The following is a 12032-nucleotide window of genomic DNA, read 5'->3' as shown; positions in this document are numbered from 1 at the left end:
TGGATCCTTAAACGTGTACTGCGGAAGACTTGGCTAGGCTAAGCCTATGGTGGATCAGCCCGGCGCCGGCGTATATCCGGAATATTGGGAGGCCGATGTCGTGCTTCGCGACGGCGGAACGGCCCACTTGAGACCAATCTCACCCGAAGATGCCGGCGCCCTCCAAGCCTTCCATACGGCGCAGTCCGAGACGTCCATCTATATGCGGTTCTTCTCGTTCAAGCCGAGGCTCTCCAGCAAGGAACTGCACCGCTTCACGGAGGTGGACCACAAGGACCGGGTGGCGTTTGTCATCACCATCGGCGGAGAGATCGTCGGCGTGGGCCGCTACGATCGGCTCGATGACCCCACGGAGGCCGAAGTGGCCTTCAATATTTCCGATGTCCAGCAGGGCCGGGGCATCGGCTCCATCCTGCTCGAACACTTGGCCGCGGCCGCGCGGGAGAACGGCATCCGCCGCTTCACGGCCGAGGTCCTGCCGGAGAACCGCAAAATGCTGCGGGTCTTCGCCGATGCCGGCTATGAGCTTGCGCGCAAATTCGACGACGGCGTGGTCAGCGTTGAATTCAACATCGACCCCACCGCAAAATCCCTCGCCGTCATGGAATCGCGGGAACACCGCGCCGAGGCCCGCAGCGTGCGGGACTTGCTTGCGCCGTCGTCGATCGCGGTGGTGGGCGCCAGCCGCCGGTGGGGGACCGTCGGGCACCAGTTGCTTGAGCACATCCTGGATGGTGGATTCACCGGTGCGGTCTATGCGGTCAACCCTGAAGCCTTCGAGGTGGGCGGCATGAAGTCGTTCGCCCGGATCGGCGAAGTCCCCGGGCCGGTGCAGCTCGCCATCGTCGCTGTGCCTAACGAGGAAGTGCCGAAGGTCGTGGACGAGTGCGGGGCGGCCGGGGTCAAAGGCCTCGTGGTCGCCACAGCAGGGTACGCGGACGACGGCGAGCGGGGGCTACGGAGGCAACGTGAGCTCGTGCGCCAGGCGAGGTCCTATGGGATGCGCGTGATCGGCCCCGAGTCCTTGGGGATCGTGAACACGAACCCGGAGGTTTCCCTCAACGCCTCCATGGCCCCGAACCTGCCCCGGCGCGGGGGACTGGGGCTGTTTTCGCAATCCGCGGCCATCGGGGTCTCCGTCTACGCGGCAGCGAGCCGCCGGGGCCTGGGCCTTTCCTCGTTCTTGTCTGCCGGCAACCGCGCCGATGTCTCCGGCAACGACGTCATGCAGTTCTGGGAAGACGATCCCGATACTGTCGCCGTCGGGCTCTATTTGGAGTCGATCGGCAATCCGCGCAAGTTCTCCCGCCTGGCCCGCCGATTGTCGCGGAGCAAGCCGGTCATCGTCGCCAAATCGGATGTGACGGGGCTTCGGCTTCCGCCGGGGCACGTGGTGAGGACCACACTGGCGCCTGCGGCCGCCCTGGACGCGATGATGCGCCAAGCCGGCGTCATCGCCGTCGAAACCATCGAACAGCTCATGGACGTGGCGCAGATCGTGTCCAGCCAGCCCCTGCCCAAGGGCCCGGCGCTCGCCGTCTACAGCAATTCCGCGGCCTTCGGCAAGGTCGTGGCGGACAACGCGGCGCCCCAGGGGCTCGTCGTCGACAGGATCGTCACCGACGTGGATCTGGACGCGGGGATGTCCGCATCGCGGGACGGGCTGCGGCGCAGCCTCCGGAAGAATCTTGCAGACGATTCCGTGCATGCGGTGGTGGCGGCCATGGTGCCGTCCCGCAGCCTCACGATGGAAGCGATCGCGGGAGTGCTCGCTGAATGCGCGGCGGAGGCCGGAAAGCCCGTCGTGGCGGCATTCACCGGGATCCTCGACACTTCCGTGCAACTGGACGGATTACTCGCCCCAAACGGGGAGTCCGGGTCTTCCCTTCCTTGCTACTCCAGCGCGGGCAGCGCAGTGGCGGCCTTGGCGGCTGTGGTCCGTTACGCGAAGTGGCTGGACCGGGACCAAGGCATGTTCATCGAGCCTCCTGGTTGCGACCGCGAAGGTACCCGCGAACACATCGAGCGGCTCCTGTCTGCTGTCGCGGGGGAGCAATTGGTACGGCTCGACGGCGGCGAATCGGCCGCGCTTCTGTCCCGCTACGGAATCCCCGTGGTGCCGTCGGCTGTGTTCGAGAGCGACGACGAAGCGGTAGACGCCGCCGAACGGCTCGGCTGGCCCGTGGTGCTCAAGACCACGGATCCCGCCCTCAGGCACCGCCTGGACCTGGGAGGCGTGCGTCTCGACATCGAGGATGCGGACTCGCTTCGGCGCAACATCGCGCAGATGCGTCGCGCACTAGAGCCCTACGGTTCATCGGCCATAGAGGTGCAGGCCATGGTTCCAGTGGGACAGGCGTGCACCTTCCGGGCCATCGAGGATCCGCTCCTGGGGCCCGTGGTCTCTTTCGGTTTGGCGGGAGACGCCGTGAACCTCCTGGACGATTGGGCGCACCGGGTACCTCCCTTGTCCACGACTGATCTCCACGACTTCATCAGGGCACCCCGGGCTTCCCTGAAACTGTTCGGCTACCAAGGGCTGCCGGCCGTGGACGTGGCCGCCCTCGAAGACCTCGGAGCACGGCTGGTCCGGCTCAAGGATGAACACCCCGAAATCGCGCTCGTGGAGTTCAATCCCGTCCTGGCCGGGACACGGGGCGCGAAAATCCTTGCCGCCGAGGTGTGGATCGGGAACGCCGCACAGCGCACAGACAGTGCCCGCCGTGCGATGCTCAGCTGAGCCGGCAGTTGACCGCCGGAGGGCCGGACGGTTATGAAGTCCCCAGCCGATCTGTGAAAATGGGGGAATGAGCTCGAAGTCCCCGACGCCTCCGTCCGGTCCGGCTACCACCGGGCACCATGCAGCACACAACCACAGCTCGCAGGGGCAGAGCCTGGACCAGGCACTTCAACGGGCAGGCTTCTATCCTGTCCTGGTTGCCGATGTTGTGGCCGACGCCTTGGACGGGCGCGACTGCCTTGCGCATCTGGTGCATTTGGAAACACATTTCGACCGTGCCGAGGTCCGGCGGCACATCACGGTCCTCGTCCTCACCGAGGACATGCTGGTGATCACCCACGTCGACGACCAGCAGCTCGACGAAGCCGGGGAGCAGATCGTCGCCCAGATTTCCACCGAGTCCGTCCCCGTGGCACAGATCCGCTCGGTCGTCCTCAGCTACATGTATGCGCAGCCGCAGAACTACACTCCCAGCGACCCCGTCAGGGAGCTGACCCTCTCCATTGCCTGGTCCGGAGGCCAGCGGCTGGACGTGGGACCCGCCAGCTGCGGCGATCCCCAGTGCGAAGCCGACCACGGATACACGGGCACCATCTCCCAGGAGGACATCGTGCTGCGGATCAGCTCCGAGGCTGACGGACCCCGGGCCGTTCAGGACGCGAAGGTCTTTGCCCGCGCGCTGCGGGCCGTGAATACGGGCGCTCCCGGGCCCTCGGTTCACGCAAGTACCATCTCCGGTCCGCGACTCCGCTCCGGCGTCTTCGGCAACAGGCTGAGCCGCGGGCACCAGCGCTGATGGCGACGTCGGAACCCGTCGCCCAGGACACCGTCCCCGTTACCGGCGCCATCCCCGAGCTTCCCGGCGCGCCGCTGTATGGCAGCAAATCGATCGCCGAGGTTTTCACGAGCGCCGCGGCGAGCATGGGCCTGCCCGGCTTCGACAACAAACTGCACTTGCCCGCATCGCAACGCGTGTGCGTTGTTCTCGCCGATGGCCTGGGGCGCAATCTCCTGAAACAGAGGGCCGCGCACACCCCGTTTCTGAGGTCGATTGCGAATTCGGGACAGGGGGCCGTCCCGGTGTGGCTTGATTCGGCTTTTCCTTCCACCACGGCATCGTCCTTGGCCAGCCTTGGAACCGGCCGCACGCCCGGTGAACACGGCATGGTGGGCTATGACGTCCTGGATCCTGCCCAGGACAAGGTAGTCAACTTGCTCGGCAATTGGGACGCTGGTGTCGACCCCTTGCGTTGGCAGCCGTTCCCGACAATCTTCGAACGGGTGGCCGCTGACGCCGACGTCGTCACCGTGAGCCTGCCCCAGTTCGGGGCGTCGCCGATGACCCGCGCGGCGCTCCGGGGAAGCCGGTTCGTGGGCGGCACCTCGCTCCATGCCCGGACGGCAATGGCGGGGGAGGAAATGGCTGCGGGAACCCCCTCCCTCATGTACTTCTACGTCAACGAGCTGGACAAAGCCGGACACCGCTACGGCTGTCAGTCCGATCGCTGGGAGCACCAGCTCGAGGAAATCGATTCGACGGTCAAGAGGCTCTCTGCCTCACTGCCGGCGGGGACAACCATCCTGCTCACGGGCGACCATGGAATGCTCGACGTTCCCGAGTCTCAGCGCATCGACTATTCCGCCGATCCTGCCCTTATCGCAGGGGTGCGGCACACAGCGGGCGAGCCACGCATGGTCCACCTGTACCTCGAACCCGACGCCCGGGAGCTTCACCGGGACGCCCTGCTGGATGCCTGGCGCGCCCGCTTCGGCGACCGGATCTGGGCCTTCACGCGCGGGCAGGCCCTTGAAGCAGGACTCTTCGGGGTCCTTCGGCCGGAGGTTTCCCCCCGGATCGGGGATGTCATGATCGCGGCCCGGGACACCTTGGCGCTCTACGACGTCCGCCGCGTCCGTCCGACTGCCTTGGAGGTGGTGGGGCAACATGGTTCGCTGACCAAGGCGGAGCGTGAAGTTCCCTTGCTATGCTTCCAAGCCGGAGGTCCCAAGGGCCGCCGTGGCTGAACTCATTTTCTTCTCCGGAACCATGGACTGCGGCAAGTCCACCCTTGCCTTGCAGATGGATTACAACCACCGTGCCCGCGGCCGGGGCGGGGTCCGCTTCAGTTGCAACGACCGCGCCGGCGGATCCGTCATCTCCAGCCGTCTCGGGCTCCAGACGGACGCCGTGGAAGTCATTGACACCACCGATTTCTGGGACGAGGTTGTCCGACGCCGGACCACGGGCCTCAAGGTGGACTACCTGATCTGTGACGAAGCCCAGTTCTACTCACCCGGGCAAGTGGAACAGCTGGCGCGCGTGGTTGACGAGATGGGCGTAGACGTGTTCGCTTTCGGAATCACGTCCGACTTCCGCACCCGGCTGTTCCCCGGATCCCAGCGTTTCGTCGAGCTCGCGGACCGGGTCCAAGTCCTGCAAGTGGAAGCGCTTTGCTGGTGCGGCCGCCGGGCGACACACAATGCGCGGACCGTCGACGGCATCATGGTGGTTGAAGGCGAGCAAGTCGTGGTGGGAGACGTTGCCAGGGAGGCCGGACAAGCGGAGGTCACCCCGGAGCAAATCGACGCGTCGCAGCCGGTTGTCGGGTACGAGACCCTATGCCGAAGGCACTACATGCGCCGGGTCACCGCTCATGGAGCCAATCTCATGGCGAGCCGGGATCAGTTGCTGCCGTTCGACGTCGACGCTTGCCTTTGGCACGGCGCCGGCTGAAGCCGCAACGAATTGAACGCTGCCTAGTCTCCGCGCGTCCCGAAGACGATTTCATCCCAGCTCGGAATGCTGGAGCGCTTGGGCCGTGACGGCTGGCGCTCGGCCGCTCCCGCGTCGGAAGTTTCTTCATCCTTCTGCCCGGAACGGGTGGGCTTCGGCTCTTCGCGATCCCGCCGGGGAGCGCCGCCGAGCAATTCGTCCAAGCCCGCCCGCGGCGATGCTGCTCCCGGGGTTCGCGCCTCGTCCTGGCCGGTCTGACCGTCGTGATCGTTCCTGCCGCGCAACATGGTCACGGGGCGCAGCGGACCGGGGATCACCGTGATTTCACGGGTGTCCGTGCTGACGCCGTCGTGAAGGTGGAGGGAATCGTCTTCCTTGTCGTCATGCTTCGGGGCCAGGCTCAGCCGCGACAGCATGGATGCACGCGCGTCACGGCGGCTGGGGGCCGGCCCGGATTCAGGCTGCTGGTCCGTTTCCGTATCGACCGGCTCTTTGTCAGCTGCGTCGCTGTCCGCACGTTCGTCGTCGACGTCGCCAGGACGTGGATGCGCAGCCGGAACGCCGCTGCTCAGAAGCAGCGCCAACGCGTCGTCACTGTCTTCGTCAAGTCCCAGCCTCTGTCCGCGACGCGAGCGCAACATGTCAAGGAGCCCATCGGCTTCCTTCGTGGCAGCGGCGGCAGCCGCGCGTGCGGCGGTCCCGGCATCGGCCTCAAAGTCAAAGGGCCGGTCGGAGACGGCCGCGAGCCGCCGCGCCGGTACGGGCCCATCAAGGGGTTCCAGTTCGCTGAGCTGCTGGGCCCAGCGGTTGGCGTTCTGGATGGATTTGCGGGCGGGATGGAACGTCCACATCGCAGGCGGTTCTTCGCCGATGCTCTCCAGGCTGCCTGGCTTGGTTTCGAAGCGTGCGACGACGGTCCACGTGCCATCGGTCCGGCGCCAGGAATCCCATTCCACGCTAGAGGAATCGATTCCGTGGGCCGTGAGCCGGTGTGCGACCATTTCGCCCAGGCTTGCGGGTTCATCGCCGAACGCTGCGCGGTAGGCGTCCTGGCCGGGGGCAGGGGCGGCGACTTCGACTTTGCGTGCCTGCTGGGCGATGTACTCGCGCTCTGCAAGCACAGGGCCCTCATACCGCTGCACGTTGGCGAGCGGCATCCCGGACAGCTCCGCCACTTCCGCGGCCGTAGCGCCGCTGCGGATGCGTGACTGAATGTCACGGGGGGACATGGCGACGGGCGTGATCGAGGAACGTGCGGCCACCTGGGCAGGTGTCCGGCTCGCTGCAACCCGCAACGCCTCATCAATCGGAAGCTGGAACATCTCGCCGCCGGTACCGCTCAACAGGAGATGTCCGCCGTCGTCGTGGACGCCAACCAGCCGTAGATCCCGCATAAAATCCTCCACCATGGCCTATCTGACATTCGAAACTCTGCCACCCGGTACGGCCTTTTCCTACTAGGACAAAGGGCGCGCCGCGATATTCCGCGATTTCCGGCATTCCGTGCGCAGGCGATCGGCACCGGGGTATGGACATTCGAGACATCCGGGAGGACAATCTGCCCGATATCGGGCACAAAAATGCGGCCCGCTGCGTTACATCCTTAGACCGGGCGAGGTTCCGGTCTACAGGATCGCAAGCCCTGCGTGACGTGCAAGGGAGAACGAAGAAGGGACCATGGCAACGGACTACGACGCCCCTCGGAAGACCGAAGAAGACACCGAGGACTCGATCGAGGAACTCAAGTCGCATCGCACCGAGAAACAGTCGTCATCGGCTGTTGACATCGATGAGACTGACCTCGCGGATGCCTACGAGCTCCCCGGGGCGGACTTGTCCGGCGAAGAGCTGCTGGTCCGCGTCCTGCCTCCGCAACCGGACGAATTTACGTGCTTCAATTGCTTCCTCGTCAAACACCGCTCCCAGATTGCGCGGGAGAAGGACGGGCACCTTTATTGCAAGGAATGCGAAAGCTAGCCTCGCGAAGACTGCGTGGACAGCGCTGCCAGAAGTTCTTCGGGGCGGCGCGTGGACGTCAACCAGTACGGGGTGCGGTCCGCCGGGTCGGTGATTTCAATACGCACCACGGGATCGATCCAGCCCCGGAGGCACAGGAACGCCAGTCCGTGGAGACGGGTTCCGCGCTCCGCGGTGGCCTCGTCCTTGCGGTACGCGGTGACGGCGCCGACAAACTCGCGCTGGATAGTAGCGCGTCCCACTTGGACGGTGTCCCGGTCCACCACAATCGCCGGGGTGGACAACACCAGCATGGTGGTCATGATCGCAAAGAGGACCAGCGCGGCGATAATCCCCGCGGTGATGCTGATCGGCGCGAACATCAAGATGCCCGCGGCGGACAAGCCGACCACCACAATCCAAATCCAGGGGGAGGGCCAGAGCTTTTCCGTAAACAGGACGCCCGTTCCACTCGAGGAATGGTGCGGCGCGGGTACGGGAGCAGTCGATTCAGGCATACCACCAGCTTATCGGGACTGTGCCCCCGGGAATTAACGCCCCTCATGCCCTGCGGCCGGCGTGCAGCCGCAACCGGGGAAGCACTCCGTGGGCGATAGAATGTGTGACTGTGAGCCACGAGACAGCAGTAGCCAGCCCAGCAGACACCTCCGCCGAATACGGCGCGCCGACCCTTCAGGTCCAACTGAAAATGCTCGACGCCGGATTGGAAGCGCCGTCCTACGCCCACCCCGGTGACGCCGGGGCGGACCTTCGGGCCCGCGCGGACGTATCGCTTGCGCCGGGTGAGCGGAAGCTTGTTCCCACGGGCGTCTCAATCGCACTGCCGAACGGCTTTGTCGCGCTGATCCACCCCCGGTCAGGGCTGGCAACCAAGCACGGACTCACGGTGGTGAACGCTCCCGGGACGGTTGATGCCGGCTACCGAGGTGAAATTTCCGTGACGCTTTTGAATACCGACCAAAACCACGCAATCGAACTCAAGCGCGGCGATAGAATTGCTCAAATGGTGATCCAGCGCGTCGAGTATGCGCAGTTCGTATCCGTGGAGGAGTTGTCCGACACCTCGCGCGGCACCGGCGGCTTTGGATCCACCGGAGGCTTCGCGCCGGCCGTGAGCTAGCAACAACCCTCGACAATCGGCGCCGCACGGAGCTGATTGCCATGCTGCCCGCGAGTTGATGGGCAGTCTGCGGTTTACTGGGGATAGACCACTACTAAGGAGACAACCCGATGCTTTTTGGGCGCGGAAAGAAGTCCAAGGCTGAGCAGCCGAAAGACAACGGTACTGAGCAGGCCAATGCCGCGACGACGCAGCAGGACGCCGGCACGGTAGCCAGTGGAGCCGCCAAGGGCGACTTCCGCCTGTCCAAGGGGCCATTGGATGCCAGCGAAATAGATAGCCAGGATGGCTACGTGGATCTTGGCGCCTTGCTGATCGAGCCTTCCGAGGGCCTTCAATTGCGCCTCGAAGTCGAAGAAGCAACCCAGCGGGTAGTGGCCGTCACCATGGACCTCGATGGCTCGAGCCTCCAGCTCCAAGCATTTGCCGCGCCACGCTCCGAAGGGCTGTGGGACGAGATCCGCGAACAAATCGGCCAGTCCGTATCCAGCCAAGGAGGCGAAGTCGAGGAGATCGTCGGCACCTTCGGCACGGAACTCATCGCCAAGCTTCCCACCGAATCCGCCGACGGCGGCCGTGGCTTCCGGGCCGCCCGGTTCATGGGCGTGGACGGACCCCGCTGGTTCCTCCGTGGCGTCATCGGCGGCAACGCGGCCTTGGACAGGGAAGCGGCCGAAGGACTGGAGAACCTCTTCCGCAAGGTTGTGGTTATTCGCGGAGACAACCCCATGCCGCCCCGCGAGCTGCTTCAGCTGAAGCTTCCCAAGGATGCTGTGGCCTCCGGCCAGCACGGCGCTCCCCATGAAACGCCGGAGCTTCAGCGGCCGGAACGCGGCCCGGAGATCACCCAGATTGGCTGACAAAGCGGCGCGTGCCGCTGCCGCCCATGGCAGCTCGGCGTCCCTGCCCCTCACTGAACTCCCTGTCCGGGGCAGGGTCGACTGCACGGGTTTCATCGAGTCGGTCACCTACCAGCCCGCCAATGAGCAAGCACACTTCTCGGCTATCGTCGTCGACCGGATTGCGCACAGGGGCGACACCGGTCCGTTGACCCGGCTCCGCGTCATCTGGCTCGGGCGCCGCAAGGTGCCCGGTATTGAACCAGGGACGGTCCTGCGGCTCGAGGGCATGGTCACGCCGAAAGACGGGATGCCCACAATGTTCAATCCGCGCTACGAAATCCTCTCCCGGCAGGAGCACCAATGACCGTCGCCAATGGATCCGGCCCCCACGAAAAACCAGCGGAGGAGGAGCCCGGCTCGGCCGAGGAGGCCAGGCAGGGCGCCCAGGGGCCGAGCATTGCGGACATTGCCGCCGGCTACGCCGAGAAAGCCGGACTCCAACGCAACAGCCACGGGCACGTGGATATCCTCAAATCCGCCGGGGGTGTCCAGGGCATAGCCGAGAGCATCGTGCCAGGCCTCGTCTTCCTGATCGCTTTCATGGTCACCCGCGACCTTCCGGCGTCCCTGATTGCCTCCCTCGCGGCGGCAGCCGTCTTCACCGTAGTCCGGCTTGTCCAACGGCGCCCGTTGACCCAGGCGCTTGCGGGGATCGCCGGCGTCGCCATCTCCGCTTGGCTCGCGAACACCACCGGCAAGGCCGAGGATTTCTACGTCCTGGGCTTCTATACGAATATCGCCTACATCGCCGGAATGGTGCTGTCGATCCTGCTCAAGTGGCCGATTGCCGGCCTGCTTTTCGGATTCGTCCGCAACGAGGGCTTCGAATGGCGGAAGAACCCGGAGCGCCTGCGGGCCTACGCCATCGGCACGTGGGTAGTCATTGCCGTCCTGGCACTACGGCTGGTGGTCCAGGTGCCCCTGTATTTCATGGGCGAACCCGGCCTTGCCGCGCTCGCTACCATGAGGCTGATCATGGGCGCTCCGCTATACATCCTCGGGCTCTGGATTGCCTGGCTCCTGACCCGGCCGGTGCCGGGCCAGAAGCCGGATCGTGATCCTCAGCCGTCGAAGCCGTCGTCGTCGGACTGATCCGAAAACTCTTCTTCGACGTCAACTGAGCCGTGGTCCGCGGCGGACGGGGAAAGCAGCCCCCTGAGGCCGTCCTCAGCCGCAATGGTGGTGACGAAGAACAGCTCGTCGCCGCCGTCGATCACGTCGTCGCGGCTCGGCGTGATGGGCGCATGGTCCCGAAGGATCGCCACCAGGGTGGCGTCTTCGGGCCATTCGATGCCGCCCACGGTGCTGCCGATGATGTGCGAGTCGTGGGGAACGGTGAATTCCACGAGTGAGGAGACGCCCGTCTGCAAGGTCAGCAAGCGGACAAGGTCACCGATTTCCACGGCTTCTTCCACGAGCGCCGTCATGAGCTGCGGGGTGTTGACTGCGACGTCGACGCCCCAGGAATCGTTGAACATCCAGTCGTTCTTGGGATTGTTGACCCGGCCAACCGTGCGGCCCACACCGAATTCGGTCTTGGCCAGCAAGGACACCACGAGGTTGACTTTGTCGTCGCCGGTCGCGGACACGACGACGTCGGCCCCTTCCAGCTTCGCTTCCTGCAGCGTGCTCAATTCGCACGCGTCGCCCACGAGCCAGCGCGCCCCGCGGAGCCCGCTGCGACCGATGACCTCGGGTTTGAGGTCGATCAGCATGATCTCGTGTTTGTGGGCGAGCAATTCACGCGCGATCGATGAACCGACGCTGCCCGCGCCGACAATAACGACTTTCACTCAGACTCCTTGGCAGGTGCGCTGGAAAGGATGCGCGCCACCTCGGCGCTGCGGTCCAGATTCAACATGGCGTGCACGGTGTCGCCCTCCTGGTACGCCGTTCCGGCCTGGGGCAGGACGCCCTCTCCAAAACGGGTGAGGAAAGCGACACGGATTCCGGATGCTGCTTCGATGGCAGTCAGCGGGTGCCCGATCCAGCCTTGGTCGAGGTCTACTTCGGACAAAACCAACCGGCCCGAGGGTTCGCGGTAGTCGCCCGCCAAGTGTTGCTCGGGCAGGATCCGGCGCAGGACCTGGTCCGCGCTCCAGCGCACGGCGGCTACCGTGGGGATGCCCAGGCGCTGGTAGATTTCGGCGCGGCCGGGATCGTAGATGCGGGCTACAACATGCGAAACATGGAAAGTCTCACGGGCTACCCGGGTGGCGAGGATATTGGAGTTGTCACCGCTGGAGACGGCGGCGAAAGCGTACGCTTCCTCGCAACCTGCCTGCTTGAGGGTGTCCCGGTCGAAGCCGACGCCGGTGACTTTCCTGCCGGTGAACCCGCTGCGCAGGCGGCGGAAAGCACGGTCGTCCTGGTCGATGATTGCCACCGAATGGCCGGCGTCTTCCAAGGTGTGCGCCAACGTTGCGCCAACTCGTCCGCAACCCATGATCACAAAGTGAGCCACGGTTTCTCCTTCACTCTTATGCATGCCGCTCGGTAAGACTCTACCGGGGCAGGTCGCGGAAGCCAGTCCGCCGTCATGACATCGCGTTCGATTCA

At 65.2% G+C, this 12032-nt stretch carries 13 protein-coding genes; 9 read left to right on the top strand and 4 right to left on the bottom strand.

Features of this window, described 5'->3' with window-relative positions; all coding sequences use genetic code 11:
• Positions 1-46 precede the first annotated feature (46 nt).
• From AC3WJM_RS14755 to AC3WJM_RS14740, 4 genes are all read left to right on the top strand, one after another.
• On the top strand, positions 47-2740 hold the full coding sequence (locus AC3WJM_RS14755; RefSeq protein ID WP_306962492.1) for a bifunctional acetate--CoA ligase family protein/GNAT family N-acetyltransferase: 2694 nt from the start codon (positions 47-49) through the stop codon (positions 2738-2740).
• Positions 2741-2807: 67 nt separating this feature from the next.
• On the top strand, positions 2808-3536 hold the full coding sequence (locus tag AC3WJM_RS14750) for a DUF5998 family protein (protein WP_284990723.1): 729 nt from the start codon (positions 2808-2810) through the stop codon (positions 3534-3536).
• Positions 3536-4765, top strand: coding sequence for an alkaline phosphatase family protein (locus AC3WJM_RS14745; protein ID WP_492272242.1), 1230 nt, complete (start codon positions 3536-3538; stop codon positions 4763-4765). Before AC3WJM_RS14750 ends, AC3WJM_RS14745 begins: the two co-directional genes overlap by 1 nt.
• Positions 4758-5474 (top strand): thymidine kinase, encoded by a 717-nt coding sequence (locus tag AC3WJM_RS14740; RefSeq protein ID WP_306962487.1) that lies wholly within the window; start codon positions 4758-4760, stop codon positions 5472-5474. Before AC3WJM_RS14745 ends, AC3WJM_RS14740 begins: the two co-directional genes overlap by 8 nt.
• A gap of 23 nt (positions 5475-5497) precedes the next feature.
• Here AC3WJM_RS14740 and sepH read toward each other — a convergent pair whose 3' ends face one another.
• Positions 5498-6868 (bottom strand): septation protein SepH, encoded by a 1371-nt coding sequence (gene sepH / locus AC3WJM_RS14735; protein ID WP_284990719.1) that lies wholly within the window; start codon positions 6866-6868, stop codon positions 5498-5500.
• Positions 6869-7151: 283 nt separating this feature from the next.
• Here sepH and AC3WJM_RS14730 point away from each other — a divergent pair, with 283 nt between their 5' ends.
• A complete protein-coding gene (locus tag AC3WJM_RS14730; protein ID WP_059389107.1) occupies positions 7152-7451 on the top strand; it encodes a DUF4193 domain-containing protein in 300 nt (99 codons plus the stop codon).
• Here AC3WJM_RS14730 and AC3WJM_RS14725 read toward each other — a convergent pair.
• Complete coding sequence (locus AC3WJM_RS14725) at positions 7448-7948, bottom strand: DUF3093 domain-containing protein (protein ID WP_492272241.1); 501 nt, start codon at positions 7946-7948, stop codon at positions 7448-7450. The two genes, AC3WJM_RS14730 and AC3WJM_RS14725, sit on opposite strands and share 4 nt — an antisense overlap.
• A gap of 110 nt (positions 7949-8058) precedes the next feature.
• On the opposite strand from AC3WJM_RS14725, the gene dut reads away from it, so the two are divergent.
• The 4 genes from dut (at position 8059) to AC3WJM_RS14705 (ending at position 10565) form a co-directional block, all read left to right on the top strand.
• On the top strand, positions 8059-8571 hold the full coding sequence (gene dut / locus AC3WJM_RS14720; RefSeq protein WP_059389105.1) for a dUTP diphosphatase: 513 nt from the start codon (positions 8059-8061) through the stop codon (positions 8569-8571).
• A gap of 110 nt (positions 8572-8681) precedes the next feature.
• Entirely contained in the window at positions 8682-9431 is a 750-nt protein-coding gene (locus AC3WJM_RS14715; RefSeq protein WP_492272240.1) for a DUF3710 domain-containing protein, read from the top strand.
• Positions 9424-9777, top strand: coding sequence for a hypothetical protein (locus AC3WJM_RS14710; protein ID WP_059389104.1), 354 nt, complete (start codon positions 9424-9426; stop codon positions 9775-9777). Before AC3WJM_RS14715 ends, AC3WJM_RS14710 begins: the two co-directional genes overlap by 8 nt.
• Complete coding sequence (locus tag AC3WJM_RS14705) at positions 9774-10565, top strand: DUF3159 domain-containing protein (protein WP_284990715.1); 792 nt, start codon at positions 9774-9776, stop codon at positions 10563-10565. Before AC3WJM_RS14710 ends, AC3WJM_RS14705 begins: the two co-directional genes overlap by 4 nt.
• On the opposite strand, the gene AC3WJM_RS14700 is transcribed toward AC3WJM_RS14705, so the two are convergent.
• Positions 10535-11266, bottom strand: a complete 732-nt coding sequence (locus AC3WJM_RS14700; protein ID WP_284990714.1) for a potassium channel family protein — start codon at positions 11264-11266, stop codon at positions 10535-10537. The two genes, AC3WJM_RS14705 and AC3WJM_RS14700, sit on opposite strands and share 31 nt — an antisense overlap.
• A complete protein-coding gene (locus tag AC3WJM_RS14695) occupies positions 11263-11937 on the bottom strand; it encodes a potassium channel family protein (RefSeq protein WP_059389103.1) in 675 nt (224 codons plus the stop codon). The genes AC3WJM_RS14700 and AC3WJM_RS14695 overlap by 4 nt, the downstream gene beginning before the upstream one ends.
• Between the last annotated feature and the right edge of the window lie 95 nt (positions 11938-12032).

The sequence above is a fragment of the Arthrobacter sp. FW306-1B-G06A genome, from assembly GCF_058781765.1.
The sequence above is the reverse complement of the archived record's forward strand: the minus strand, read 5'-3'. Positions and strand labels throughout refer to the sequence as shown.